Source organism: Pseudarthrobacter humi, assembly GCF_024294965.1.
Taxonomy (GTDB): domain Bacteria; phylum Actinomycetota; class Actinomycetes; order Actinomycetales; family Micrococcaceae; genus Arthrobacter; species Arthrobacter humi.
In genome coordinates this window covers 19,405-46,072 of the sequence record NZ_JANCLV010000012.1, presented here as the reverse complement: position 1 = coordinate 46,072, position 26,668 = coordinate 19,405, and the positions used below count along the sequence as shown (strand labels likewise).

26 protein-coding genes are annotated in these 26,668 nt (G+C 66.9%); 9 read left to right on the top strand and 17 right to left on the bottom strand.

Going from position 1 to position 26,668, the window contains the following annotated elements:
* Positions 1-6: 6 nt before the first annotated feature.
* The 3 genes from NFC73_RS15785 to NFC73_RS15780 are packed head-to-tail and all read right to left on the bottom strand — an operon-like array spanning position 7 to position 2,841.
* Positions 7-2,016, bottom strand: a complete 2,010-nt coding sequence (locus NFC73_RS15785; protein ID WP_254751676.1) for a S1 family peptidase — start codon at positions 2,014-2,016, stop codon at positions 7-9.
* 10 nt (positions 2,017-2,026) lie between these two features.
* Entirely contained in the window at positions 2,027-2,149 is a 123-nt protein-coding gene (locus tag NFC73_RS20780; protein WP_256548998.1) for a hypothetical protein, read from the bottom strand.
* A complete protein-coding gene (locus tag NFC73_RS15780; RefSeq protein ID WP_254751674.1) occupies positions 2,146-2,841 on the bottom strand; it encodes a tyrosine-protein phosphatase in 696 nt (231 codons plus the stop codon). The genes NFC73_RS20780 and NFC73_RS15780 overlap by 4 nt, the downstream gene beginning before the upstream one ends.
* A gap of 198 nt (positions 2,842-3,039) precedes the next feature.
* On the opposite strand from NFC73_RS15780, the gene NFC73_RS15775 reads away from it, so the two are divergent.
* The gene (locus tag NFC73_RS15775) at positions 3,040-3,849 is read left to right on the top strand and encodes an SGNH/GDSL hydrolase family protein (protein WP_254751672.1); all 810 of its coding nucleotides are present in this window, start codon (positions 3,040-3,042) and stop codon (positions 3,847-3,849) included.
* Positions 3,850-3,936: 87 nt separating this feature from the next.
* Here NFC73_RS15775 and NFC73_RS15770 read toward each other — a convergent pair whose 3' ends face one another.
* From NFC73_RS15770 to NFC73_RS15745, 6 genes are all read right to left on the bottom strand, one after another.
* The gene (locus NFC73_RS15770; protein WP_254751670.1) at positions 3,937-4,545 is read right to left on the bottom strand and encodes a GNAT family N-acetyltransferase; all 609 of its coding nucleotides are present in this window, start codon (positions 4,543-4,545) and stop codon (positions 3,937-3,939) included.
* Between the two features lie 9 nt (positions 4,546-4,554).
* Positions 4,555-5,412 carry a 3-hydroxyacyl-CoA dehydrogenase family protein gene (locus tag NFC73_RS15765; protein ID WP_254751668.1) on the bottom strand — a complete coding sequence of 286 codons (858 nt, stop codon included), beginning with the start codon at positions 5,410-5,412 and terminating at the stop codon, positions 4,555-4,557.
* Positions 5,409-6,206, bottom strand: a complete 798-nt coding sequence (locus NFC73_RS15760) for an enoyl-CoA hydratase/isomerase family protein (RefSeq protein ID WP_254751666.1) — start codon at positions 6,204-6,206, stop codon at positions 5,409-5,411. Before NFC73_RS15760 ends, NFC73_RS15765 begins: the two co-directional genes overlap by 4 nt.
* The gene (locus tag NFC73_RS15755; RefSeq protein ID WP_254751664.1) at positions 6,206-7,417 is read right to left on the bottom strand and encodes a thiolase family protein; all 1,212 of its coding nucleotides are present in this window, start codon (positions 7,415-7,417) and stop codon (positions 6,206-6,208) included. Before NFC73_RS15755 ends, NFC73_RS15760 begins: the two co-directional genes overlap by 1 nt.
* Before the next feature lie 92 nt (positions 7,418-7,509).
* Positions 7,510-8,172 (bottom strand): pentapeptide repeat-containing protein, encoded by a 663-nt coding sequence (locus NFC73_RS15750; protein WP_254751662.1) that lies wholly within the window; start codon positions 8,170-8,172, stop codon positions 7,510-7,512.
* Positions 8,172-8,630: an SRPBCC family protein gene (locus NFC73_RS15745; protein ID WP_104060425.1), complete on the bottom strand. Its 459-nt coding sequence runs from the start codon at positions 8,628-8,630 to the stop codon at positions 8,172-8,174. The genes NFC73_RS15750 and NFC73_RS15745 overlap by 1 nt, the downstream gene beginning before the upstream one ends.
* A gap of 118 nt (positions 8,631-8,748) precedes the next feature.
* Here NFC73_RS15745 and NFC73_RS15740 point away from each other — a divergent pair, with 118 nt between their 5' ends.
* From NFC73_RS15740 to NFC73_RS15730, 3 genes are all read left to right on the top strand, one after another.
* A complete protein-coding gene (locus NFC73_RS15740; protein ID WP_254751660.1) occupies positions 8,749-11,010 on the top strand; it encodes a PEP/pyruvate-binding domain-containing protein in 2,262 nt (753 codons plus the stop codon).
* Positions 11,011-11,132: 122 nt separating this feature from the next.
* Positions 11,133-11,306: a CsbD family protein gene (locus tag NFC73_RS15735; RefSeq protein WP_254751658.1), complete on the top strand. Its 174-nt coding sequence runs from the start codon at positions 11,133-11,135 to the stop codon at positions 11,304-11,306.
* A gap of 108 nt (positions 11,307-11,414) precedes the next feature.
* Entirely contained in the window at positions 11,415-12,140 is a 726-nt protein-coding gene (locus NFC73_RS15730; RefSeq protein ID WP_254751656.1) for a dienelactone hydrolase family protein, read from the top strand.
* Between the two features lie 131 nt (positions 12,141-12,271).
* On the opposite strand, the gene NFC73_RS15725 is transcribed toward NFC73_RS15730, so the two are convergent.
* The 5 genes from NFC73_RS15725 to NFC73_RS15705 all read right to left on the bottom strand — a co-directional run bounded on the left by NFC73_RS15725 (position 12,272) and on the right by NFC73_RS15705 (position 18,957).
* Positions 12,272-13,732 (bottom strand): amino acid permease, encoded by a 1,461-nt coding sequence (locus NFC73_RS15725; protein ID WP_254751654.1) that lies wholly within the window; start codon positions 13,730-13,732, stop codon positions 12,272-12,274.
* Between the two features lie 188 nt (positions 13,733-13,920).
* Positions 13,921-14,256, bottom strand: coding sequence for a Rieske (2Fe-2S) protein (locus tag NFC73_RS15720; RefSeq protein ID WP_254751652.1), 336 nt, complete (start codon positions 14,254-14,256; stop codon positions 13,921-13,923).
* Complete coding sequence (gene nirB, locus NFC73_RS15715) at positions 14,253-16,769, bottom strand: nitrite reductase large subunit NirB (RefSeq protein WP_254751650.1); 2,517 nt, start codon at positions 16,767-16,769, stop codon at positions 14,253-14,255. Before nirB ends, NFC73_RS15720 begins: the two co-directional genes overlap by 4 nt.
* Positions 16,769-17,116 (bottom strand): molybdopterin oxidoreductase, encoded by a 348-nt coding sequence (locus tag NFC73_RS15710; RefSeq protein ID WP_104060431.1) that lies wholly within the window; start codon positions 17,114-17,116, stop codon positions 16,769-16,771. The genes nirB and NFC73_RS15710 overlap by 1 nt, the downstream gene beginning before the upstream one ends.
* Before the next feature lie 131 nt (positions 17,117-17,247).
* Positions 17,248-18,957, bottom strand: coding sequence for an ABC-F family ATP-binding cassette domain-containing protein (locus NFC73_RS15705; RefSeq protein ID WP_254751648.1), 1,710 nt, complete (start codon positions 18,955-18,957; stop codon positions 17,248-17,250).
* A 221-nt stretch (positions 18,958-19,178) separates the two neighbouring features.
* On the opposite strand from NFC73_RS15705, the gene NFC73_RS15700 reads away from it, so the two are divergent.
* Complete coding sequence (locus NFC73_RS15700) at positions 19,179-19,694, top strand: histidine kinase (RefSeq protein ID WP_254751646.1); 516 nt, start codon at positions 19,179-19,181, stop codon at positions 19,692-19,694.
* Positions 19,694-20,557: a DUF4097 family beta strand repeat-containing protein gene (locus NFC73_RS15695; RefSeq protein WP_254751644.1), complete on the top strand. Its 864-nt coding sequence runs from the start codon at positions 19,694-19,696 to the stop codon at positions 20,555-20,557. Before NFC73_RS15700 ends, NFC73_RS15695 begins: the two co-directional genes overlap by 1 nt.
* Positions 20,558-20,651: 94 nt before the next feature.
* Here NFC73_RS15695 and NFC73_RS15690 read toward each other — a convergent pair whose 3' ends face one another.
* From NFC73_RS15690 to NFC73_RS15680, 3 genes are read right to left on the bottom strand one after another with little or no spacing between them, the layout of a single operon-like run.
* Entirely contained in the window at positions 20,652-21,485 is an 834-nt protein-coding gene (locus tag NFC73_RS15690; protein ID WP_256549001.1) for a metal ABC transporter permease, read from the bottom strand.
* A 48-nt stretch (positions 21,486-21,533) separates the two neighbouring features.
* Entirely contained in the window at positions 21,534-22,328 is a 795-nt protein-coding gene (locus NFC73_RS15685; protein ID WP_254751640.1) for a metal ABC transporter ATP-binding protein, read from the bottom strand.
* Positions 22,328-23,326: a metal ABC transporter substrate-binding protein gene (locus NFC73_RS15680; protein ID WP_254751638.1), complete on the bottom strand. Its 999-nt coding sequence runs from the start codon at positions 23,324-23,326 to the stop codon at positions 22,328-22,330. The genes NFC73_RS15685 and NFC73_RS15680 overlap by 1 nt, the downstream gene beginning before the upstream one ends.
* A gap of 147 nt (positions 23,327-23,473) precedes the next feature.
* Here NFC73_RS15680 and NFC73_RS15675 point away from each other — a divergent pair, with 147 nt between their 5' ends.
* From NFC73_RS15675 to NFC73_RS15665, 3 genes are all read left to right on the top strand, one after another.
* Positions 23,474-24,235 carry a CPBP family intramembrane glutamic endopeptidase gene (locus NFC73_RS15675; protein WP_254751636.1) on the top strand — a complete coding sequence of 254 codons (762 nt, stop codon included), beginning with the start codon at positions 23,474-23,476 and terminating at the stop codon, positions 24,233-24,235.
* Between the two features lie 144 nt (positions 24,236-24,379).
* Positions 24,380-25,333 (top strand): 1,4-dihydroxy-2-naphthoyl-CoA synthase, encoded by a 954-nt coding sequence (locus NFC73_RS15670; protein WP_254751634.1) that lies wholly within the window; start codon positions 24,380-24,382, stop codon positions 25,331-25,333.
* Positions 25,334-25,418: 85 nt separating this feature from the next.
* Positions 25,419-26,594, top strand: a complete 1,176-nt coding sequence (locus NFC73_RS15665) for an AMP-binding protein (protein WP_254751632.1) — start codon at positions 25,419-25,421, stop codon at positions 26,592-26,594.
* The last annotated feature ends 74 nt before the right edge of the window (positions 26,595-26,668 follow it).

Below are 26,668 nucleotides of genomic sequence, written 5' to 3'. Positions count from 1 at the left end.
GTGCTGCTACCTAGTTGGGGTGGGGCGCTGCCGCTTCCGCCGCTTCGCCAACAACAGGAACACACCGCCGACGGCGAGCGCACCAGCGGCCAGGCTTCCTGCCAGGATCAGCCCGGAGGCGCCCGTGTTGGCCAAGTTAGCCCCCGCACTGTCACCCAGCGGACGTACGACGGCGGCGCTGTCACGTGTTGGGGGCAGCGCACCGTTCGCGGCTGGCACCGCAGCCGGGGGCTGAGATTGCGCGGCCGGCGGGGACGGCGGGGGGACAGCGGCGAAGTAGAAGGCCGCGGCACCGGATGTGCTGAATCCGTTGACCGTTTCGGCCGTGAAACGCAGCGGGCCGGCCACCGCGGGGGCAGTAAAGGACCACGCACCGGCGGTATCCACGGGAACCTCAAGAGGCGCCTGGCCAGTCACGGTGATCCTGACCTTCGAACCCGCCGCGACAGCCGACGCCGGAGCCGCGGCCACCGTGCCGGTGACGGTCTGGCCGGCGTCGAACGTTGCCCCCGGCGCGGGCGACGTCACCGTCGGCTTGTTGAGGAAGAGTTCCAGCTGGTAGCCGGGGAGCACCGCCAATGAGTCCTGCAGCGTGGCGGCGACGGCGAAGTTTGCCGGCGGCGCTTCGTTGGGTTTGGGCGCTTCTTCTCCTGCCGAGTGGGTGCCTATGGCGTAGTTGCCGCTGACCCAGGGCCCGCCGGAATCGCCGCCGCTGGACTGGACATCGAAGGACAGGAAACCGTTGAAGGCCCGCAGGTCTGTCGGATCCGTCGCAAAGTTGAGTCCGCCTGCCACGTAGATCCCCACTTCGTTGATGGTTCCGCAGGACCACGCTGAGGTTCGGCCGGAGCGACAGACCGGCATGCCGATGACCGGGGCGGCCGTTCCGATGATCTTGACGTCCCTGCCGGCCTGCGAGGGATCGTTCCATGTGCTGGCGGCGGGCAGTGGATCGAGGTCCGCGCGAAGTTGGCCAATAACCGCGATGTCCGTGCCGACGTTGCCGGGGTCAACATCGTTGCTGGGGCGCAGGACCGTGGAGTTTCCGGGTCCGCCGAACTGGCTGAACCCGAAGGTCCCCAACAGGTCGCCACGGTTCCATTGCGGAAATTCCACGGTGGCCGTTGCCGCGGTGCCGTCATCCGTGCAATGTCCGGCGGTGAGGACGCCCGGCAGGCCTGCCGGGTCAAACACTGAAAAGCCAGCGGAGCAGATTTGTCCGATGTCGGTGAAGTAGCCCTGGCCGCCGGAAAGGTCGGCCTGCGGCGCGAGCGGCGCCCCGGCGTCGAGCTGCACGTTGGTGTAGCGGGCCACAAACTCGGCGGGCGAGATCTTGCCGTCCGCGTTGGGGCTGGCGAGGCTCGGATTTCCGGCGTCGTCGGCCGAATCAGGCACGATGGCCTCGGACCCGTTGATTCCGCCGATACGGACTACGAACCTGTTCCCGGTGTACGCCACGGCCTGCAACTCGGCCGCGCCCACGTCGCGGAGGTACGCCTGGTACAGCTCCTGGGTGCTCCGGGCCAGTTCGGTGCCGGTCGCCGGAGAACCGGTCGCCTGAGTGCCTGTCGCGGCCGGCGCGTCAGTTCCGTCAGCAGGCCCGTCCGACGGCGGCACGGCGGGTGCGGTTTCAAGGTCGATGGCCGGGATAGTCGCAGTGAGCCGTGCCACCTCCGCTTCCAGCTCGGCCCCGGTGCCGGCAACCAGAATGCGGCCATCGTGGATCCGTGTTCCGAGGTAGCCGGAGATATCCTGCAGGGCCGCCACAACGTCCGCGGCCTGCTTGCCCAGCTGGCCCGCAGCCGCGAACTCTTCGGGGGTCAGGCCAAGATCGCGGAGGGCAGCTTCCCGAAGGCCGGCGTCGCCGGGGGGCGTTTCGCTCGGCTGCGCGACGACCGGCGGCGGCTCAACGGCCGGCTGTTCAACAGCCCAGGCCGGCACGGCCCCGAGCCCCACGGAAAGTGCCACTCCGGCAGCCGCTGCTGCTGCAAATACGCGTTTCAAACTGTGTGCCATCGCTTTCGTTCTATTCATCTGTATCGCTCCGCCGTGCCATGATCGAGGCCACCACCGCGGCAAGGCACAAGACCGCCCCGCCTGCCATGAGGAAGGTCTGGCCCGAGGCCGCCACATACGTCATGGAATTCATGGCGCCACCCGGCTGCCGAGCAGGCTCAGGACGGCGTCCAGTTCGGCCTCGGACAGGCCGTTGCGCAGCAGGAAGGTGCGGGTGTCCAGCTCCCGGACAAACTCCACCACAACCTGGCCGCGCCGCTCCAGCAGGGGTGCCAGTTCGGCGTCGTCGATGTGGCGTTCGCCAGCATGGGGCGGGCCGTGCGTCCGGAAGCGTTCGTTGATGCCTCGGGCGGCTTGGGCGTAGCCGTCCGCAATGAGCTGGTCCGGGTCGCCGGCGAGGTCCTGCAGCATGGCGGCCACCATGCCGCTCCAGTCCCGGCCAGCGGCGCAGTGAATGACGACCGCACCGGCCTCGGCAGCCGCGACAGCGCGGAACACCGCCACGAACTTCTCCGGGTAGAGCCGGACGTTGTGCAGATACTGGGCGGGATCATTGAGGTACGGTCCGCAGACGGCCGTGAACCGCGGATCATCGGGTTCTTCAGTGGGTGCGGCGACGATCATGACGCCGGACCAGGCCGCTTCGGTCACGGCAGGGTCAGTGTCCCGGCGCTGCGCTTCACGGGAGTTACGGAGATCAATCACCGTGCGGACGCCGTCGTCGTACGCCTGCCGCCAACCTGCCTCGGTGAGCCATTCGCGGCGCCCCATCCGGTAAACGCGGCCTGCAACGTGCCAGGCATTCACGGCTCCGTCCCAGTTCACGGCTCCCCCTGTCGTCTCCACCCGGACAGCTAACCACACAGCCGCCACCGCCCGCACACGATGGGCAGGTACCGGACAGTGTAGCGGCGCCGGAAAATCGAGTACTCCGGGCCCGTGACCTGCCTTTGAGCGTGGCGTACGGTGGCTGTTACATGCCTGTGTTATTTATTCAAATAGATAGTCAAAGGGGAAAATTCAATGGCACGTTCTGGAGTACGACGTCGGCGCTCGGCTTTTGCGGCCGGCCTCGCCACCATGGCAATGGCTTTGGGCTTCACGGTCATCCCGGCCCAAGCGGCGACCACGTCACGAACCGACTATGTGGCGCTGGGCGATTCCTACTCCGCCGGGCAAGGCGCGGCACCTTACACAGACCGGACCTGCTTTGTGAGCCGCAAGGGATATCCGGTCATTGCGGACAACCTGAAGGGTATCCAGCTGAACGCGAATGCAGGCTGCTCCGGGTATACCGCTGGAGCCGTGGCCGGCAACCTGCCTGCCAGCGTCGCCGGCGCCGAGGTCATCACCATTACAGTCGGCGCAAACGACGTCGGCACCACGGCCATACTTCTGGCCTGCCTCCCTGCCCCAACATCACTGGAGTGCGGCGGCGCCCTCGCTGCCGCGCAGGCAAAACTGACGGACGGTTCGCTGGCCACGTCGCTGCTGACCATGGTCGGCGCCATCCGGTCCCAGGCACCCAACGCCAAGATCGTCCTGACGGGCTATCCGCACCTCTTCGCCCCTGACCACCCGTTCGCCCTGGTGGCCAACCCCATGGTCGACGGGCTCAACGGCGTCATCGCCGGCGTTGCCAACGGGACCGGATCCCAATACGTCGACGTTACAAGTGCCTTTGCGGGCCACGGCGTGGGTTCGGCGGCACCATGGATCAATTTCAACGCCGCCAACATCCTGGACCCCGCCAACTTCCACCCCACCGGGGAGGGCTACCGCCAGGGCTACCATGCCTCACTGGTCAGCCAACGCGCCTTCGCTCAGAGCTAGCCCCTCCCGAGTTTTTGTCCAGATAACGCCGCTTTTGGGGTGGCTGTTTGAGGGGTTTATCTGGACAAAAACTCGGAGTTGAGGCCGCTAACGGCGTTTGGCGAGTCGGTGCTCCAGCCCGTTCCGGACCATCGGCCACTCGTGCTCCAGGATTGAAAACACCACGGTGTCACGCAGGACGCCGTCGCTGGTCCGGGAGTGGTTGCGCAGCACGCCGTCCTGTTTCGCACCAAGCCTGGCAATTGCTTCCCTGGACTGGTGGTTCAGCCAGTGAGTCCGGAACTCCACCGCCGGGCAGCCAACGGTCTCGAACGCGTGGCGCAGGAGCAGCAGCTTGGAATCCGCGTTGGTTCCGGTGCCCTGCACTGACGCGGCATTCCAGGTGGAGCCGATCTCCACGCGGGGCGTGCCGGCGTCGATATTCATGTAAGTGGTCATCCCGATGATCCGGCCCGGGCCGCCGGTGGCCGGATCGATCAGCCGCGTGGTGAACGGCACCATGGACCCCTGCTCCTGCAGGGCCAGCCGGCGGTCGATCTCCGCCGCCATCCCCTCCGGCGCAGGCACGGATGTGTACCAGAGGTTCCACAGCTCGCCATCCTGCGCCGCCGCCACCAGGCCGTCATGGTGATCGTGCTGCAGCGGCTCAAGAATCACGTGCCGGCCGGTCAGGGTGAGGGGTTCAAAGAGGGTCACCCGGAAATCCTACTCAGCCCAGTCGAAGAATCCCTTGCCCGTCTTCCGTCCCAGCTCTCCGCGGGCCACCTTGTCCTTGAGGATCTGAGGCGGGGCAAACCGCTCCCCCAGCGTTGAATGCAGGTATTCGGCGATGCCCAGCCGCACATCCAGCCCCACAATATCCGTGGTTCGCAGCGGGCCCGTGGGGTGCTTGTAGCCCAGGACCATGGCGGCGTCGATGTCCTCCGCGGACGCCACCCCCTCCTCCACCATGCGCATCGCCTCCAGCGCGATGGCCACACCCAGCCGTGACGAGGCAAAGCCCGGTGCGTCATTAACGACGACGGCGGTCTTGCCGAGTGCCTCGACCCACCGTTTCGCCGTCTCAGCTAGGTCCGGGGACGTCTGCTCGCCGAGCACCACTTCGATGAGCGTGGACGCGGGGACGGGGTTGAAGAAGTGCAGGCCGAGGAAGTTCTGTGGCCGCTTGAGTTCGCGGGCCAGACCGTTGACCGACAGGGACGACGTGTTGGACGCCAGGTACGCGTCCTCGGCCAGCCGCGCTTCGATGCCCCGGAGTGCCGTGACTTTCAGGTCCCAGTCCTCGGGGACGGCCTCGACCACCAGCTGGCGGTCGGTGAAGTCGTCGTAGTCCACCGTGACGGTCAGGCGCGCGGCCATCTCATCCAGGTTGGCGTCGGTGGCGCCGCGTTCGATGCTCTTGGCGGCGGCAGATTCCACCCGTTCCCGGGCGGCTGCGGCGGACGCTTCGTCGCGCTCCACCACCAAGACGTCGGCTCCGTTGATCAGGAAGGCGTGGGCGATCCCCGCGCCCATGCGGCCGCCGCCGAGGACGCCAACGGTGGAGGGAAGGTTCGGGTTCATTTTTTGTCCGTTTTCTTGTCTGTTTTCTTATCCAAAAACAACTGCATGCGGTCGAACTTGGCCTGGGATTCGAAGAGGATCCCCTGGGCCAGCTGGTCGATCAGCGGATGCGCCTCCGCGGGGGCGTGGAACACGGATTTGGTGATCCGCACGGCCAGCGGGTCCTGGCGGCCGATCCTGTCCGCGAGGTTGTGCGCGGCACCCATCAGCTCCGGCGCCTCGTGGATTTCGGTGATGAGGCTTGCAGCCAGGGCCTCCTCGGCGCGGAGGACCAGGCCCGCGAGCAGGATCTGCTTGGCCAACGGCTCCCCCACCAGCTCCTTGAGGCGCCAGCTGGCCCCGGCCGCCGCCAGGATACCCAGGCCTGTTTCGGGGTTGCCGATCCGGACACTGGGCGTGCCGATCCGGAAGTCGGCGGCGTAGGCGAGCTCGGCGCCGCCGCCCAGGCAGTACCCGTCCAGGGCGGCAATGACCGGCATGGGCAGCTTCGCGATCCGCACGAAAATGGTGGAATTGATTCCCTGCAGGGCATCATCACGGCGCCGCTCACGCAGCTGGGCGATGTCCGCACCCGAGGCGAAGACGCCGTCGACCCCTGAGATGATCAGGACCTTGGGATTCTGCTCCAACGCGGCACAGACCAGATGCAGTTCGTCCACCATCTGCTGGTCGATGGCGTTCCGGACCTCCGGGCGGTTGAGGAGGACCACCACGCGGTCCTCCCGCTCCTCGACCAGGAGCGTCTCGAAGTCAAGGGAGCTGACGTGTCCGTTCGCGCCGTCCGGGGCGGGCATCAGACACGCTCCAGCAGCATCGCGGTGCCCTGGCCCACGCCGACGCACATCGTAGCCAGGCCGAGCCTGGCGTCCTCGCGTTCCATCCGGCCCAGCAGTGTGATGGCGATCCGTGAGCCGCTGGAACCGAGCGGATGCCCCAGGCTGATGGCACCGCCGTCGTTGTTCACGGTGTCCGGGTCCAGTCCGAGCCGGCGCATGCTCGCGAGCGACTGCGTGGCGAACGCTTCGTTAAGCTCGACGGCGCCCAGGTCACCAGCGCTGAGGCCACTCCGTGCGAGCACTTTCTGCGTCGCCGGGACCGGGCCGATGCCCATGATTTCGGGTTCGCAGCCGGCGGAGGCGCCGTCGATGATCCGGGCCCGCGGCGTCAGGCCCAGCCGGGCGATGGCGGCCTCGGACGCAACGATGATGGCCGAAGCGCCGTCGTTCAGCGTGGACGAGTTCCCGGCCGTGACCACGGACCCGCCCGGAACCACGGGGCGCAGCCCGGCGAGGACCTCCAGGGTGGTGCCGGCGCGCGGGCCCTCATCGGTATCAACGACGGTTTCGGACTTGCGGGACTTCACCGGCACCGGGACGATCTCGTCCCTGAAGCGCCCTGCGGCGATGGCGGCGAGGGAACGCTCGTGGGAGCGGACCGCGAAGGCGTCGGCGTCCTCGCGGGTGATGCCGTCCACGCGTGCCACTTCTTCCGCGGTTTCCGGCATGGAGAAGGTCATCTTGCCGTCCCGCGCCAGCTGGCCCTTCTGGAACCGCGGGTTGACGAAGCGCCAGCCGATGGACGTGTCGAAGATCTGGCCCGGCTTCGCGAACGCCGTGGCGGGCTTCTCCTGGGCCCACGGCGCGCGGCTCATGGACTCCACGCCGCCGGCGATCACCACGTCCGCGGCGCCGGACTTGATCATGTGGCTGGCCTGGATGATGGCGCTCAGCCCGGACGCGCACAGCCGGTTGACCGTGATGCCCGGGATGTGGACGGGAAGACCGGCCAGCAGGACGGCCATCCGGGCCACGTTGCGGTTTTCCTCGCCCGCGCCGTTGGCGTTGCCCAGGATGACTTCCTCAATACTGTCCGGATCCAGCCCGGCACGGGACACCGCCTCGCGGATCACCAGTGCAGCCAGATCATCAGGACGGACCGCCGATAACGCCCCGCCATACCTGCCCACGGGAGTGCGGACGCCGCCAACAAGAAAAGCCTCGACCATAAGAACAAATCCTTTACGCCAGGGAGCCGGAATCTTCGGGGCCGTCCAGTGACCGCCCTATTTACCGACCGTTCGTTCTATAAAGACTACACTCACAGGACAAGGACGCCGAGGTGCCCGGCCAGGAGCGGCGCCAGCAGGCTCAGCTGGTAGTCGTCGATCACCACGCCGGCCAGGCTGCCGAGGCCACTGATGGTCCGGAAATCCGTGCCCCGAAGGTCAAAATCCTTCAGCCGGGCGCCGGTGAGATCCAGGGTTCCGATGGTGCAGTTCTTGAGCGCCACGCGCGTCCCGGAGGCGGAACCGAGGTCCAGTTCGTTGATGATGCAGTCGCTGATGACAACGTCCGTCAGCTTGGACCCGCGCAGATTCAGGAAGTCCAGCTTGCCGCCGTCGATCCGGACCGACTGCCAGCCGGTTTCATACAGCTCAGCCGAGCCCAGCCGCGGATTGTTCAGCTGCACGTCCCGCCACGTGGACCGGGCGGCCCGGAACACCGGCGCGTACAGCTCGGACAGGATGCAGTCCCGGAACGTGGCCCCGCGGAGCTGGGTGTCATTGAACGAGACGCCCTGGAACTCACACTCGGCAAAATCCGTGCCGCTCAGCTCCAGACCGTCAGCGGCCGCCCGGCTGTACCGGACGCCGTCGTACCTTTCACCGCGCCGGAAGTCCGGGGCCGGATCATCCGTGACATCCTCCAGGCTGACCGGCGAGAGCCGGGGAGCCGTTACCTTGGGGGCCTTTGCCGCCACTAGAGCGATTCCGCTTTGGCGGCGATTTCCGCCAGGTCCTTGGTGAGCGCCTTACGTGTCATGCTCATGCCCAGCTTGCCGAAGAGGGTCATGCTGACCTTGCTGAGCAGGGTGGGCTTGACGACGTCGGCGCCGAAGGTCAGCGTCAGGTCCGTTCCGCCGTCGCGCTCGGCCAGGCTGAAGCGCGAGGTGTAATCGGCGCCGCCCTGCAGGGCCTTGACCGTGGTGCTGCGGGGAGGATCGGCCTGCGTCACCCACATTTCCACAGTTTCCGAGCGGCCCATCATGGTCCGCGTTTCCTTCCAGCGCGTTCCCTCGCCGTACGGCCCGTCGCTGAGCATCTGCACGGCGTCGATGCCGGACAGGGTGGAGGCGGAACCCGGGATGTCCGAGATGACCGCCCAGACCTTTTCCGGCGTGGCATGAATGTGCTGGGTCAGGCTTGTGCTGTGTTCCATGCATCGAGCCTAGCCGGGGGCACTGACATCCGACAGGTCGCTACGGGCCGCCGGGCCAAGCACGGGATCGGGTGTAGCCTCACTGCATAGAGCCCCTACCCACTCATGGAGAAGACCGATGGCGGACACCCACCAGCCGTTTCCCCTGCTTGGTGCCGTTCACCCGGGACAGGCAGCGCTGGGCAGCAAGGCGGCGACGCTCAATGCGCTCTCCGCAGTCGGATTCCGTGTGCCGCCAGGCTTCATCGTCACTGCGGAGGCCTTTGACCGGCCCGGCCGGATCCTCGCCGATGCATTGCAGGACGCCGCCGACAGGATCGGTCCGGGACCCTTTGCCGTCAGGTCCTCCGCCACCGCAGAAGACCTGCCCGACGCTTCGTATGCAGGCCTCTACGAGACCTTACTCAACATTCCACGAGATGACCTCGAGGGTGCAATCAGGCGCTGTCTGGCGTCCGCTGCCCACGACCGGGTGGCGGCGTATGAGTCAGCGCGCGGAGCCTCAGGCCAGGAACAACCGGCCGCGTCTGCCATGGCGGTACTCGTTCAACAGATGGTCCAGCCCCTTGCCGCCGGCGTCGCTTTCACCGCCAATCCGCTCACCGGGGACCGTGACGAAACCATTGTCACGGCCGTGCACGGACTCGGCGAATCCCTCGTTGCCGGTGACGCTGTCGGGGAACAATGGACCGTCCGGGATCAGGATGCAGTCGCCACCCGGGACGCCGGCACTCTTACACCGGCCCAGGCGCGGGAGGTAGCCGGGCTTGCCCGCCGTGTCGCGGCCCGTGCCGGGGTGCCGCAGGACATTGAGTGGGCCATTGACGCAGACGGTGTCCTGTTCCTTCTGCAGGCCCGGCCCATTACGGCCCTGCCGGAGGCTGTGGATTGGGTGGTGCCCGGCAAGGGTCTGTGGTCTCGGAACTTCCGCCTCGGTGAATGGCTCCCGGATCCGATGACCCCGCTGTTCGAGGACTGGCTCCTGCCCCGGATCGAATCCGGATTTCTCGACGGCATGCAAGGCGACGCCCTCGTGCGGGTGCCCTTCCGCTATGCCTCCGTTAATGGTTGGTACTACAACGCCCCGCCGGTGCCCTCCCCAAGGCTCCTAGGACGAGTAATTCTGGATAGCCGCGGCCGGGCACCCTGGTTCCTGTTCAACGCCCTCCTCCGCGTTTCCACCAATCCTGCCGCGGCGCACCGCGCAGTTCTCCGTGGCTTGGAGCTGAAGTGGCGCAACCACCTGCTGCCCGAGTACCGCCAGCTTGTGCGGAAGGCGGAACAGGAGGTCGATTCAGCGACTCCGGTCCGGCTTGTCGAACTCGTGGATGCCGTGTGTAAACAGGCAGGAATCTACCTTTGGTCACTTTCCATCGTCGGTGGTTCCGCCTGGAAGATGGAATCAGCACTGGCCCGGTTCTGGCAGAAGCATTTGGCTGGCCCGCTGCACCGGACAGCTGCAGGAGTAACCGGCCACCAGGCGCTTCTTCGCGGCCTGCCCGGAACCGCACCGGCAGAGGTTGCCCACGCGGTCTACTCCCTGGACTGGTACCACCCCACGGCCGGCGAATCGTTGCCCAGCCACCAGGGCGCTGACCAACTGCCGGCAACTGGGAAGGCCGAAGGCCTAAGCGCCCAGCGAGCCGACGCCGAAGCGGCCGCACGCCAGGCACTCACCGATCAGCCCCCTCTGCTCGCACGCTTCAACGCCCTCCTTGAGGTCGCCCAGCATTATGCGGCCCTGCGGGAAGAACAGTCCCACGACCTGAGCCTGGGGTGGCCGCTCCTGCGCCGCTGCGCCCGCCGGCTCGGCGAACGGCTGGTCGCCGCCGGCCTCATCGGGGATCCAGCGGACGTTCATTTCCTGAACCTGGACGAGGTCACCGGCCGATCAGCGGGTACGCGGCCGCCCGTTGCCAGCCGACGCGATGCCTGGCAACGGCAGCGGAACCTCGCCGCACCGCTGACACTCGGCGAAACCGGCAGGTTTATCGGTGATCCGATCGCCCGGGCAGTGGACGCGGCAAGAAGTTCACATGACCTGCCGGAAGGGGCCATCGTGGGGCATCCCGCGAGCACTGGACGGATCACCGGCATCGTCCGTGTCATGCACGGACCGGAAGACTTCGACTCCTTTCTCGAAGGCGAAGTGCTGGTCGCCAAGTCGACAGCGCCAGCATGGACGCCGCTCTTCGCCCGTGCCGCGGCCATCATCACCGACGGCGGAACCCTGGCGGCTCACGCCTCCCTGGTCGCCCGTGAATTCGGAATTCCCGCCGTCGTAGGAACGGGAGACGCGACCCTCCAGCTCCGCACCGGGCAACGCGTCACCGTCGACGGCGGCGCAGGCATCGTCATACCGGTTCAGACGAATCTCTGAAGCACTACTCCGCAAGTTACCGACAGGCCGCTGGAATTCGGGCTCCCAGAAATGGTAAGCATGCTTTGTGTTAGGCTGAAAAAGCATTGTCAGATCAACGGGAACGAAAGGCGGCCAGACTCATGGGCCTCGGAGACAAGATCAGCAACGAAGCAGAGCACCTGGGCGGCAAGGCCAAGGAAGCGGCCGGCAACGCCACGGACAACGACCAGCTTAAGGCCGAAGGCCAGGCGGACCAGGTCAAGGCTGACGCGAAGAAGGTCGGCGAAAACGTCAAGGACACCTTCAAGGACTAGTCCTTCCACATTCGAACGGCGGCGGATTCCCATGGGGGGTCCGCCGCCGTTCTCGTTTCCGCCGACCGCGTCGATGGGGGGATCGACGGCGACGGCTACCCTTGGCCCATGACTTATGTCGACCTGAGTGCCCAGAGTGCCGCTGCCGGCGGTTCGCCTTCGCTCGGCGGATATCTCGCCACGCCTTCCGGGCCAGGTCCGTTTCCCGCGGTCCTGATGATCCACGAAGCCTTCGGCCTGAACGACCTCGTTCGCGGGCATGCAGACCGGATGGCCCGCGCCGGGTACCTGACGCTGGCGGTGGACCTGTTCAGCGACGGCGGCCGGCGCCGCTGCCTGGTCAGCACCATGCGGAGCATGCTCCGGGGAAGCGGCCGCGCGTTCACCGACCTCGCCACCGCCCGGTCCTGGCTGGCCACGTCGCCGCTGTCCACCGGCAAGACCGGGGTGATCGGGTTCTGCATGGGCGGAGGATTCGCGCTGCTGGTGGCCCGCGACGGCTTCGAGGCGGCCGCGGTCAACTACGGCCGCCTGCCCGGCAATCTCGAGGAAAGCCTCCGCGGCGCCTGCCCCATCGTGGCCAACTTCGGCGGCCGGGACCTCACCCTTAAGGGCGCGGCCGGCAGGCTCGAGACCGCCCTGGACAACCTCGGCATCGAAAACAGCGTCAAGGAATTTCCGACCGCGGGCCATGCGTTCCTCAACGAAACCGACCTGGGCCCCGCGGTTTTCCGGCCGCTGATGCGGGTCATGGGCATCGGCCCCGACCCGGAGTCCTCCCCCGAAGCCTGGCGGCGGATCGAGGACCACTTCGCGAAGTACCTGAACGGCTAGGCGCCCCGACATGCTCCACCGACGACGACGGCGGGCCGCCCCCGAAAGGGTGACCCGCCGTCGTCGGACTTCTCAGCGTCCGTCCGCAGGGTGTCCGGTCGCTTAGCGTCCGTCTGCTGAGGCGAAATGACCTAGCAGAAGAGCTCGCTCTTGGGCTCGTTGTTCTTAACCTTCTGCCAGCCGAGCCACAGCACCAGGGCGAAGAACGGGATGGTGGCCAGGGTCCAGAGACCGAGGTGGAATACCTCGCCGGTCTTGCTGGTCATGGTGTCGAAGCCGATGAGCACCGTGATGGCCAGCAGCGCAATGAGTCCGGCCCAGCTGCTCCAGGTCCCGCCGGGCGCGGGCAGGGAGGAGACCTTGCCCTTCTTGTGGCGCAGCGCGATCTGGCTGGCGAAGATTGCGCCCCAGGTGAAGATCACGCCGATTGATGCGGAGTTGAGCGCGAGGTCGAAGGCGTATGAGCCGCCGAGCCAGATGTTCAGCAGGATGCCCACGAGGTAGACGGCGCCGATGGCGAGGATGGCGGCGTACGGCACGTGGCTCTTGGACATCCTGGTCAGCCACTCCGGGGCGTGCCCGTTGTTGGCCATGGTCCGGAAGATCCGGCCGATCGAGTACAGGCCCGAGTTGCAGGAGGACAGCGCGGCGGTGATGACGATCATGTTCATCACGTCGCCCATCCAGCCGAGGCCCATCTGGCCGAACACGGTGACGAACGGCGAGGTGCCGGCCACGTACTGGTCCGAGGGCAGCAGCATCGCCAGGAGCGTCACGGAACCGACGTAGAACACCACGATGCGGAAGACCACGGCGCGGATCGCCTTGGGAACTTCCCTGGCGGGGTCCTGCATTTCGCCGGCCGTGATGCCGACAAGCTCGATGCCGTTGTAGGCGAAGATCACGGCGTTCAGGACCAGGATCATCACCAGGGCACCCTTGGGGAACATTCCGCCTTCGGCTGCGAAGAGGTTGTTCACCGAGGCGTTGCCGTCGCCCACCTGGGCGTTGGTGACCACCATGAAGGTGCCCACGGCCAGGAAGATCACGATGGCGCCGACCTTGAGGCAGGAGGCCCAGAATTCAAATTCGCCGAACGCCTTGACGCTCATGAGGTTGACGCCCACGAGCAGCAGCAGCGCTGCGATGGCGCTGAGTTCGACGGGCACGTTGGGGAAGAAGAACTGGAAGTACAGTCCGATCGCGATGAGTTCGGCGATGCCGGTCATGGCCCAGTTGATGAAGTACATCCAGCCGGACAGGTACGCGCCCTTCTTGCCGAACATCTCACCGGCGTAGCTGACGAAGGAACCCGACGTCTGGCGGTACATGATCAGCTCGCCCAGGGCGCGCATCAGCAGGTAGGCGATAACGCCGGCAATGGCGTACGAGAAGATGAGGGCGGGGCCAGTGGACGCCAGGCGTCCGCCTGCACCCATAAAGAGGCCGACGCCGATGGCGCCGCCCATGGCAATCATGGTGACCTGGCGGCCGCTCAGGGATTTTTTGTAGCCCTCGGCGCTGAGGGTGGAGTCGACGACGGCGGATTGCGCCGTCGGGCTCACGAGTTCTGTGGGGGTACTTTGAGGCACAACAATTCCTTGTGGGTAGGGGATTGGCCGGCACCGGAAACCCGAGTTTTTGTCCAGATAATTCGGGATAGTCCCGCATTATGGGTACTTAAGTGGACAAAAACTCTCAGGCGTCGAAGGTTCGCGCGGCCTGTCCATCCTACAAGACTCAAACCGCAGCAAGTGACGCGGGCTACACCCGGGCCCGGTTAAGCCAAACTATCGCCACGAGTATGGGGATATTTCAGAACAATATTCTGTTCGACATCCTCCTGAACGCTGTACGTGCGCAAAGGTTCGGCGCCGGTGCTGGAGCAGCCCGTTTCCAGGCTGAACGCGTGCTGGTGCAGCGGGCACATCACCACCTCCCGGTCGATGGTGCCGTCCGCAATGGGGCCGCCGCGGTGCGGGCAGACCGCGGACAGGGCTCGCAGGGTCCCGTCCCGCAGCCGGAAGACGGCCACCTGCTCGCCGTCCACCCCGAAGGCCCGCCCCTCGCCGAACGGGATCTGGTCCACCGGGCCCAGGTTGTGTCCGGCGCTCATCGGACCGGCACCTGGGGCAGGACCGTGAGCGGCAGGGACGTCCGGAACTGGCCCGGCGTGAGGGGATCGTCGCGTTCGCTCCACGGGTCCACGTAGCTGTCCACGGATGCCTGCATGGCCTCATCCAGGGCGGACGCCATGCCTTCCGAATCCTCAACAATCACCGCGCGGAGGTGTTCGATGCCTACCCGTGGCACGAACGAGTATGTCCGTTCCAGCCAGTTGGCGTTTTCACGGTAGTACTGCATAAAGCGGCCGGTCAGGATCTTGACGTCCTCCGGATCATCCACGGTGGCCAGCAGGTCCCCTTTGCGGATATGCGCCCCCGCCGCGCCGCCGACGTAGAGCTCCCAGCGACCGCCTTCCACTGCCACCACGCCCACGTCCTTGACCAGCGATTCGGCGCAGTTCCGCGGGCAGCCGGACACGGCCAGCTTCAGCTTGGCCGGCGACTCGATGCCCTGGAAGCGGGACTCGATCTCGATGCCCAGCTTGGTGGAGTCACCCGTGCCGTACCGGCAGAAGTCCTTGCCCACGCAGGTCTTCACGGTGCGGAAGCTCTTGCCGTAGGCGTACCCGGAGGGCATGTCCAGGTCCGCCCACACCTGCGGCAGGTCCTCCTTGGGGATCCCCAGCAGGTCGATCCGCTGCCCGCCGGTCAGCTTGATCAGCGGGACGTTGTGCTTTTCGGCGACGTCGGCAATCCGGCGCAGCTGCTGCACGGACGTCACCCCGCCCTTCATCTGCGGGACGACGGAGAAGGTGCCGTCGCGCTGGATGTTGGCGTGCACGCGGTCGTTGATGAAGCGGGCGTCGCGTTCGTCGATGTACCGGTCCGCGAGCATCATCTTCAGCAGCGAGGCCAGGCCCATCTTGGACTTCGCATCTTCGGCGCTCCCAGGGGCCAGTGCCGTGAACACCTGGGACACGGAGCGCAGGCCCTGTTTCCGGATGGCGGCCATCAGGGACGGCTTGTCCAGCGGAATCCCGGGCACGTAGTAGCTGGCCGCCGGATCCTCCTCCACCGCGCCGTCCGCCGCCCACTCCACCACCTGTTTCACCAGGAGCTTGCAGGAACCGCAGCCCTTGCCCGCCCGCGTGGCGTCCATGGCGCCGGAAACCGAGGTGCAGCCGCCCTTCACGGCGGCCACGAGTGCCCCCTTCGAAACGCCGTTGCAGTTGCAGACCTGGGCGCCGTCGTCGAGCTCGGCCACGCCCACCGCCTCACCCGGCCCGCCGACGTCGAACATCAGTGCGATCCGCTCCTCCGGCAGGGGCAGCCCGCGGTCGTAGGCCTGCGTCAGGTACGCCACCTTCCGGCTGTCGCCCAGGAGCGTGGCACCCACCATCTTGTTGTCGCGGACCACGATGGACTTGAACACACCGCGGCTGGGCTCCGAGAAGACGATGTGCTCGTCCGTGTCGAGCTCAGGCCCGTGCAGCCCCATGGATGCGACGTCGACGCCGGCCACCTTGAGCTTAGTGGCGGTCCGCGAGCCGAGGTAGGCCGACGACGTGTCGGCGCCGGTCACGTGGTTGGCAAGCACCACGGCCTGTTCCCACAGCGGCGCCACCAGCCCGTAGACCTCGCCGCGGTGCTGGACGCACTCCCCCACCGCATAGATATCGTCTTCGTCCTGGACCCGCAGCCGGTCATCCACCACAATGGCCCGCTCCACCGGCAGCCCGCTCAGCACAGCCACGTCCACGTTGGGCCGGATGCCCGCGGCCACCACCACCATGTCGCAGGCGATGTCCTCCCGGTCGCGGAGGCTGACGCCGCTGACTGTGTCCGTCCCGAGGACTGCCGTGGTGCGGCTGGACGTGTGAACGCGGATGCCCAGGGCCTCCACGCTCCTACGCAGCACCGCGCCGCCGTCGGGCCCCATCTGCGCATTCATGAGGTGCCCGCCCGAGTGGACCACCTCCACGTCGATCCCGTGGCTTTTCAGGCCGTAAGCCGCTTCGAGGCCCAGCAGGCCGCCCCCGATCACTACGGCCCGCCGGTGATGCTCCTGCTGCGCATGCTGGACCATCCTGCGCGTGTCATCGATAGTGCGGAACCCGAACACGCCGTGCTTCACGGAGCCGCCCGGGGTGTAGAGCCCGTCCATCGGCGGCATGTGGGAGCGGCTCCCGGTGGCGATGATGAGGACGTCGTAGGGCGTCACCCTGCCGTCGTTGGAGAAGACGTGCTTCGTGAACTTGTCGATCCGGTCCACGCGGACGCCGGCGTGCAGGGTGATGCTGTTCTCGCGGTACCAGGGCAGCGCGTTCAGGAAGATGTCGGCGTCGCTTTCCTCGCCGGAGAGGACGTGGCTGAGCATGATGCGGTTGTAGTTGCCGTAGGGCTCGTCCCCGAACATGGTGATCGTGAACAGGTCAGCGCCGCCCCGGGCCAGGATCTCCTCCACTGCCCGGGCGCCGGCCATGCCATTCCCAACAACCACCAGCCGACGGCGCGGCGCGGCGCCCAGGTGCCTGCCCTGCGGCCGGTCCAGCACGCTGGTCATCAGTGCTCCACCATGCCCAGGTCCACCACCACGGATCCCCCAACGCCATCCGGGGCGGCGAGATAGAGCTCCACCACCGAGCCGCCGTCGATGTCCTCCACCACCCGCAGCGGCACATGGACGTCGCTCTTGGCGCCGATGGGGAAATAGCGCATGGGCACGCCGTTCCGCATCAGCACCACGGTGATGAGTTCACTGCTGGAATTGCCGCCCCGGAAGTAGAGCGTCTGGTTGATGACGCCGTCCGGAACGTAGTGCGAGAGCTCGCGGTGGATGGGGACGGGTTTCTCCAACCCGGTGCCCACAAACGGGAAGATGCCCTGCAGGAAAAGGTTCTTGGTGATCACGGACAGATCCTTTCGGCCGGCGGGAGACTGGCATAGGCCTATCCTCCGCCGCCGATGTTTCGGCCTGCCGGTCGGTGCGTAACTTTTCGTTTGCGCAAACCTCACCGCTTTCCGGGGCTTCACGCGAGCCGTCAGGCCGGAGCCAGCACGCCCTTGTCCATCGAGTACCGGATCCAGCGCCCGGCGTCGTCCGTCCGCGAGGTGTCGCTCTTCTTCGCGCACTTGGCAAACCAGTCCCGGAGGGCGCGGTCATGGCTGACCATGACCAGGGTCCCGGCGAAGCCGGCGAGCGCCTCTTCGAGCTGCTCCACCAGGACCGGCGCCAGGTGGTTGGTGGGTTCGTCCACAATCAGGGTGCCGTAGCCGCCCAGCAGCAGGCGGGCCAGGGCAAGCCTGCGCTGCTGGCCTGCGGACAGGCTGCCCACCGGGACGTGGAACTCGCTGGTGCGGAACAGCCCCAGGCGCAGGAGTGCCTCGGCGTGCTCATCGATGTTGCCGCCGAGGCCCGCCGCGAAGGCCGGCAGCAGGCGGAGCGCGGGCCGTTGCGGGAGTTCGAGTTCCTGTTGCAGGTAGCCGATCCGCGCAGGCCGCTGAACCAACCCTTCGGCGGGCTCCAGGGTTCCCGCCAGCACGGAAAGCAGCGTTGATTTTCCGGCGCCGTTCGGGCCGGTGATGAGGATCTTCTCACCCGCGCGGGCCGCGAAATCAGTAACGCCCAGGCGGCCGGGAACCGCGACGCCGCGGGCAACAAGGACCGCCGACGCGGGCATGAGGGCGTCGTCCCCGGATGTGGTGGTGACCCCAGAGACAGAAGGAGCCTCCGGTTCCACGGCGAGCTCCGCCGCCAGCCGCAGCGGCACCGGCGGGCGGTCAATGGGGCTCGCCTCCAGCCGGCGGAGCCGTTCCTGCGCATTGCGGACCTTGCTGCTCGCCGCCTTCTGCCACGTGCCGGCCTTGAAGTCGAAGCCCACCTTGTCATTGTCGCGCTGGCGGGCGTAGCCCATCTTGTCGGTTACAGTGTCCGCCTGCCGCTGCTCCGCCTCCATCGCGTCGATCCACTCGTGGTACTGCTGGACCCAGCGCTGGCGTTCGGCGGCCTTCTCGCGGAGGTAGCCGTCGTAGCCGTTGCCGTAGCGGGTCACGGTACGGCGCTCGGCATCAACCTCAATCACGGTGCTGGCCACCTTGCGGAGCAGCACGCGGTCGTGGGACACCACCACCACTGTCCCGCGATGGGCGGCCAGCCGGTCCTCCAGCCAGGCGGTTCCGCGGGCATCGAGGTGGTTGGTGGGTTCGTCCAGGAGCAGGATGTCCGCAGGGTCGGCCAGGACACAGGCCAGCGCCACACGTTCCTGCTCGCCGCCGGAAAGCGATCCCAGCGTCCGCTTCCGGTCCAGGCCGCCCAGGCCCAGCCGGTCCAGCGCCGCCTCCACCCGGGATTCCGCGGCGTAGCCCTCGCGCAGCTGGTACTCGGTCTGCAGCCGGCCGTAGGTTTCCAGCTCGTCGTCCTCGGCATCGGCGAGGCCGGCCTCCAGCCGGTCAAGTTCGGCTTCGAGGGCGCGCAGCGAGGCCAGGGAAGCGTCCACGGCGGCTCCCACGGTGAAGGATTCAGGCAGGCCGTGCGTCTGGGCAAGGTAGCCCACGCGGCCGTGGCTGGCCACAGTTCCTTCGTCGGGCGCTTCCAGCCCAGCCAGGATCCGGAGCAGCGTGGATTTACCGGCACCGTTTTCGCCGACGATGGCAACATGCTCGCCGGCCGTGATGACCAGGCTGATTCCGTCGAGCAATTGCCGGTCGCCGTAGCCGTGGGAGATGCCGGAAAGGTTCAGGTGTTCAGTCAAGACAAGTCCTCGCAAGATTCCGCAGTGTGGCCGCCGGAACTGCTGCTCGACGGCGGCCCTGGATTCGGGGGAACAGTCCGGCATGACCGGGCTGCTGCTCAGGACTTCATCGCTCCAGCTTCCCCGCCGAAAGCCGCAGCGTCAAGCCGGGACACCACTGGTGACACCAATATTCGCCAAAGAGTGTTGACGCGACACCAATATGGCGTCAAAATGGTGTCATGCAACTCAACCAGTACGTATCCGCCGTCCAGCATCAGCTGGGCGTTGCCGCCGAAGCCGGTGGCCCCGAGGCCCGGGAACTCAGCGAACGCCTCACTGCCGCGCTTGAGTCCACTGTCCGGCTCGTCCTCCTCGAAGCCCTCTCCGACGCCGCCAGCGAGATCACCCTCGAGCTGGCCCCGGTGTCGGTGGAGGTACGGCTCCGAGGGCGCGATCCGGAGTTTGTGGTCACCAGCCCGCCCGCCGCCAGCGACTTCGAAGCGGTGACGGAACGGTCCAGCCAGCCTTCCCGGCAGGCCTCGGAAGAGTCCGACGGCGCCAGCACCTCGCGCACGACGCTTCGCCTTCCGGACCACCTCAAGCTGCAGGTCGAAGTGGCGGCGGGCGTCGAGGGCCTGTCCGTGAACTCCTGGCTGATCCGGGCCGTCGCGGAGGCCCTCAATGGGAACCAATCCACGCAACGCACCATTCGCCGCGGACCGGGCGAGCAGCACTTCACAGGATGGGCACGCTGATGACAACCTTCCAGACCCCCCAACCAATCGCCGTCGTGGTGGACGTGTCCGTCCGCGGCGACATCCTGGTCGTCGCCGGCAACCGCACCGACACCGTGGTCAACGTCCGGCCCCGCGAAGCAACCCGGGCCCTGGACATCAAGGCGGCGGAGCAGACCACCGTGGACTACACGGATGGACGCCTGCAGGTAAGGCTGCATCCGCAGCGCCGCCACACCTGGTTCAGCGACGGCGGCGCCGTGGACATCGCAGTTGAAGTGCCCATCGGCTGCAGCCTGGAGTTGAAGTCCGGAATGGGCGATCTCCGCTGCGAGGGCGAATTCAGCTCCGCCGAACTGAAGACGGACATGGGCCACGTCCACCTCGACCACTCCACGGAACTGCGGGTCCACACGGGCATGGGCGACGTGACCGTGGAACGCGTCGCGGGGCGGGCGGAAATCAAGACCGGCTCGGGCAAAATCCGGATCCGGGAAATCGACGGCACCGCCAGCGTCAAGAACGGCAACGGCAGCACGTACATCATGGATGCCGCCGGTGAGCTCAAGGTCAGTGCCGCCAACGGGGACGTCTCCCTGGAACGGGCCGGCGACACCACCACCATCAAGGCCTCCAACGGCGACATCACCGTCGGCGAGGTGGCCCGCGGAACCGTCACTCTCCAGACCGCCGCGGGTTCGCTGGCCATCGGCGTCCGCGAAGGCAGTGCCGCGTGGCTGGACCTAAGCACCAAGTACGGGCGCGTCCGCAACGGACTCGATGCCACCACCGGGCCAGGCGAGACGGACGCCAAAGTGGAGATTCGCGCCCGCAGCGCCTACGGCGACATCACCGTGCGGCGCTCCGCTGTTCCCACGCGGTAAACCACACCCAAGGAGCAACGCGGGGTCACTTAATGCCCATGTTTTCCCTCGTATTGGGCAGTAAGTGACCCCGCGTTGCTGTGGACTCCCGGGCCTAGGCAACCAGAAGCGCGGCGGCCTTCCTGCGGCGGGCCTTCGCCAGCCGGGTGCCGATCAGTCCCTGCCGCGGGCTGAACAGGTAGACGGCGGCGAACACCACACCCTGCGTGAGCACCACCATGGCGCCCGACGCCGTGTCCAGGTAGTAGCTGAAGTAGATGCCGGCGATGGAGCAGACGGCTGAAATCACCGGGGCGATGACCAGCATCCGGTTGAAGCGGTCCGTGAGCAGGTAGGCCGTGGCCCCGGGGATGATGAGCATGGCCACCACCAGCACCACGCCCACGGTCTGCAGAGCCACCACCGACGTCAGCGCCAGCAGCCCCATCAGCAGCGCCCCCAGGCGTTTCGGGGAGAGCCCGATCGCGTGGGCGTGCGTGGGATCGAATGCGTAGAGGGTCAGGTCGCGGCGCTTCAGGATCAGGATGACGAAGGCGACGACGCCGAGCACCAGCACCTGGATGAGGTCCGGGATGCTGACGCCCAGGAGGTTGCCGAAGATGATGTGGTTCAGGTCAGTCTGGCTGGGCGTGACGGAGATCAGCACCAGGCCCAAGGCAAACAGCGACGTGAACACAATGCCGATGGCGGCGTCCTCCTTCACGCGGCTGGTGTTGCGGACGACGCCGATCAGGGTCACCGCGATCAGCGCGAACACCAGGGCGCCGAGCGCAAAGGGGGCGCCCACAATGTAGGCCAGCACAACGCCGGGCAGCACGGCGTGGGAGACGGCGTCGCCCATCAGGGACCAGCCGATCAGCACCAGCCAGCAGCTGAGGACGGCACAGACGACGGCGGCGAGCGCGGTGGTGATGATGGCGCGGACCATGAAGTCGTAGCTGAGCGGTTCGAGCAGGATGTCGAGGATCTCCACGGGTCAGCCCCTGCTTTCGGTGGTGGCGGGATGGACGACGGCGGCGGGGTGGGGAGGTTCCGGAAGGTCGCGGTTCAGCACGTCAAGGCCGAACGCCATGGCGAGGTTCTCCGGTTGCAGCACCAGTTCCGGGGCGCCGTGCATCAGGACCCGGCGCATGAGGAGCACGGCTTCGTCGCAGAGTCCGGGCAGGGCGTGCAGGTCGTGGGTGGAAATCAGGATGGTGCAGCCGTCTGAGGCGAGCTCGCGAAGCAGCCGGGTGATGGTGGCCTCGGAGCGTTTGTCCACGCCGGCGAACGGTTCGTCCAGGAGCATCATGGTGGCACCCTGGGCGATGCCGCGGGCCACAAAGGCGCGCTTCTTCTGCCCGCCGGACAGCTGCCCGATCTGGCGCTCCGCGTACTCGCCCAGTTCCACGCGGTCCAGCGCCTGGTCGACGGCGGCGCGGTCGGCCTTGGAGGGGCGCCGCGTGAAGCCCTGGTGCCCGTACCGTCCCATCATCACCACATCGCGGACGGACAGCGGGAACTGCCAGTCAACATCCTCGCTCTGCGGCACGTAGCCGATCCCGCCCTCCTTGCGCGCCTTGGTAGGTGACTGTCCGCCGATCAGTACGCGGCCGGCGTCGGGCTTGATCATTCCCATGATCACCTTGAACAGCGTGGATTTCCCGGACCCGTTCATGCCGATCAGGCCGCAGATCCGGGCGGCGTCAACGGTGAGGGAGGCGGAATCGAGCGCCAGGACCTCGCCGTAGTGGACGGTGACGTTTTCAACGAGGATGGCCGGGGAGCTCATTACTTCGCCCCTGCCGGGGAGCCGGTGGAGGTGCCGGCCAGGGCCGTGGTGATGACATCGGCGTCGTGCCTGATCAGGTCCAGGTAAGTGGGTACGGGCCCATCGGCTTCGGACAGTGAATCCACGTAAAGTGTGCCGCCGAACTTCGCGCCGGTGGCGCCCACCACCTGCTGCATGGGTGCGTCGGACACCGTGGATTCACAGAACACGGCGGGAACCTGGTTGGCCTTGACGTACTCGATGGCGCGGGTAATCTGTTGCGGCGTGGCCTGCTGTTCGGCGTTGACCGCCCAGATGTAGACCTCTTTGAGCCCGGCATCACGGGCCAGGTAGGAGAAGGCGCCTTCGCAGGTCACCAGGGCGCGCTGGTTCTCCGGGAGGCCTGCGAGGCTTGCTTTCATCTCGTCCTGCACACCCTGCAGTTCGGCCTTATACGCGTCACCGTTGGCCTTGAAAACCGCTGCGTTATCCGGGTCAAGCTCGCTGAAGGCGGTCACCATGTTATCCACATAGATCTGCACGTTCACGGGCGACATCCACGCATGCGGGTTCGGTTTGCCCTGGTAGGAGTCCTCGCTGATGGACATGACCTCCACACCGTCACTGACCACGGCGTGCGGCACGTCCAGGCCCTCCACAAACTGCCCGAACCAGGCTTCGAGGTTCAGGCCGTTGTCCAGGATGAGGTCCGCCTTGGCTGCCTTGCGGATGTCGCCGGGGGTGGGTTCGTAGCCGTGGATTTCGGCGCCCGCCTTGGTGATGGACTCCACGGTGAGCTTGTCCCCCGCAACGTTCCGGGCGACGTCGGCGAGCACCGTGAAGGTGGTCAGGACGACGGGCTTGTCACTGTCACCGGCGCCCGACGCGTCACCCCCGCACGCGGTAAGGGAGAGGGACAGGACGACGACGGCGGCGGCGCCGGCAGCGCGGAACGCCGCCGTTCCCCGGGCGAGGGTTCGGGCGGCGACTTTGGCGCGCCGAAACAAAGATTTAGGCATACCGAACATTCTACGCGACGCCGATCTGGCCCCGCAATGTGACGCCCACCCCCATCCTTCCTTCCCAACTAGGTACCAGCAGATGTCGTTATCAGCCCTCAAAAGGACATCTGCTGCTACCTACTTGGGGGGAGCTAGGCTGACTGTATGGCCACCACGCACCGGAAACCACCCGCGCCGCAGCCCGAGCTGTACCGGTTTTCCGCCCTTGATTTCACCGCCGTCAGCCTCTATGTGGCCGCGGCCGGGCTCTTCGCCGTGGCAGGGGAACTGCTGGTCCCGTTCATAAGCCAGCTTGCCCCCAGCCCGGCCGCGGCATCGTACGCCGTGAACCTCATCTTCTACGGCTCGATCGGGATCCTGGCGCTGGCCGCCGCCCGCCGGGTGGTGGCCCGGGACCTGCGCGTGCTGGCCACCCGTCCGTGGTTCACGCTGCTGATGGTACCGGCGGCAGTAGTGGCCATGATGATCCTCACGGCCGTGGTGGTGTCGGCGGGCGGCGGAGTGGAGACGTCGGCAAACCAAGCCGGACTGCAGGCGCTGATGCGACAGGTCCCTGCCTGGCTGATGGTGCCGGTCCTGGTGGTGGTGGGCCCGTTTGTGGAGGAGTACATCTTCCGGCACCTGCTGATCGGCAAACTCAGCCGCCGGATCAACATCTGGCTGTGCTGTGCCCTCTCTGTGGTCCTCTTTGCCAGCATCCATATCGCAGGCCAGGAAGCCATCACGCTCAGTGCGTTGCTCCCCTATCTGGCCATGGGCGGCACGCTGGTGTTTGTCTACGTGTGGACCGGGAAGAACCTGATGTTCTCCTACTTTGTGCACGCGGCGAAGAACCTGCTGGCGGTCATCTTCATCTACGCCATCCCGCCCGAGCTATTCGAGCAGCTGCAACAGGTCCAGCCCTGACCCAACCAACGCGGGGACACTTAATGCCCATCCGCCCCCGTTTATTGGGCGGGAAGTGACCCCGCGTTGCGGTGAGGGGCTGCGTAGCCTACCCCCGAGGGCAACGAGTTCTGCATCAGCTGACCCGATTACTAGACTTGTCCGGTGAGCAACCAACTTCCCGCCAAGGTGTCCGACGTCTTTGACCCCACCCGCTGGCGCACCGTGTCCGGATTCGACGACTTCCAGGACATGACGTACCACCGGCAGGTTGAGCGCTCAGCAGGCGGAACGGAAACCAGGGACCTGCCCACCGTCCGCATCGCCTTCAACCGCCCGGAAGTCCGCAACGCCTTCCGCCCCGGCACGGTCGACGAGCTCTACCGCGCCATGGACCACGCCCGCATGACCCCGGACGTCGCCACGGTCCTGCTCACCGGCAACGGCCCCTCCCCCAAGGACGGCGGCCACAGCTTCTGCTCCGGCGGGGACCAGCGCATCCGCGGCCGCGACGGGTACCGCTATGCCGACGGCGAGACCCAGGAAACCATCGATCCTGCCCGCGCCGGGCGCCTCCACATCCTTGAGGTCCAGCGGCTCATGCGGACCATGCCCAAGGTGGTCATCGCCGTCGTGAACGGCTGGGCTGCCGGGGGCGGGCACTCGCTGCATGTGGTCTCGGACCTCACCATCGCCTCCCGCCAGCACGGCAAGTTCAAGCAGACGGACGCCACGGTGGGAAGTTTCGACGCCGGGTACGGCTCGGCGCTGCTGGCCCGCCAGATCGGCCAGAAGTCCGCCCGCGAGATCTTCTTCCTGGCCCGCGAGTACTCCGCGGACGACATGGTCCGCATGGGCGCCGTGAACGAGGCCGTGGACCACGAGCGCCTCGAAGAGGTGGCCCTGGAATACGCCGCAGACATCGCCCGGCAGTCACCGCAGGCCATCCGCATGCTGAAATTCGCCTTCAATCTTGCCGACGACGGCCTGGCCGGCCAGCAGGTCTTCGCAGGCGAAGCCACGCGCCTGGCCTACATGACGGACGAGGCGGTGGAAGGAAAGGAAGCCTTCCTGGAGAAACGCGACCCGGACTGGTCCCGCTTCCCGCACTACTTCTAGGCACCACGTCCAGGCACCTTCTAGGCACAAACTTCCAAGCCGGCCGGCCTCCAGGCCCCGGCTGACTTCAAAGGCAGGACGGCACATGAATCTCGGAACCCAGACCACCGGTCCCACGGACATCGACCCGGTGCTCAAAGCCCTGGCCGCCGCCCTCCACGGTGAGGGACCCGCCGTCGAACTTTCCGCAGGCCCCAACGGCGAACTGGTGGTGGGACACACCGAGACGCCCGGCTGCGATGACGCCGTGGCGGTGGTCCGCACGTCCGGCTCGACGGGCGCGCCGAAGGCCACCATCCTGACCGTCGAGGCGCTGGCGGCCTCATCCATGGCCACCGCCCTGGCGCTCAAAGGCGAGGGCCAGTGGCTCCTGGCCCTGCCCGTGCAGTACGTGGCAGGCGTTCAGGTCCTGGTGCGGTCACTGTTCGCCGGCACCCGCCCGTGGGTGATGGACATGTCCGGCGGTTTCACCCCCGAGGCGTTCACGGCCGGCGCCCTGGAGCTGACCGACAAGTTCCGCTTCACCTCGCTGGTACCCACGCAGCTCCAACGCCTCCTGGAGGCGCCGTCACCGGAGACCCTGGCCGTCCTGCGGCGGTTCAACGCCATCCTGCTGGGCGGCTCACCGGCGTCGGCTGAACTGCTGGACGCGGCCCGCCGGGCCGGCGTCAGGGTGGTCACCACGTACGGGTCCGCGGAAACCTGCGGCGGCTGCGTGTACGACGGCGTGCCGCTGGACGGCGTCCAGGTCCGCGTGGCCGACGACGGCCGTATCCTGCTGGGCGGCGATACCGTGGCCGCCGGGTATGTGGATGCGCCCGAAGCGACGGACACGTTTTTCGAGGAGGACGGCGTCCGCTGGTACCGCACCAATGACCTCGGCATGCTGGACGCGGACGGCCGGCTCACCGTGCTGGGCCGCGCCGACGACGTCATCATCACCGGCGGTGTCAAGGTCTCCGCCGCGCATGTGCAGGAAGAGCTGGAAAAGTCCGACGACGTCGCGGCGGCTTTTGTGGCCGGCGTCCCGTCCACGGAATGGGGCCAGGCTGTGGCCGCCTTTGTGGCGCTCGACGCCGGCGCCGCCGGCACCCCCGCCGGGGATCACGCCGCCGTACTTAAGGAAGAATGGCACCGGCGACTGGGCCTCCTGGCGCCGAAAACCGTGCTGGCTGCCCCGGAACTGCTGATGCTCCCCAACGGCAAGCCGGACCGCCTGGCGATGATTGAACGGCTCAACGCGCTGCATCAGGGAAAGTAGAGTAGACCTGCACCGGCGGCCCGTTCGCGGCCGCCACCACCGTTTCGCCGACTCCCGACCCAACACGAGGTACT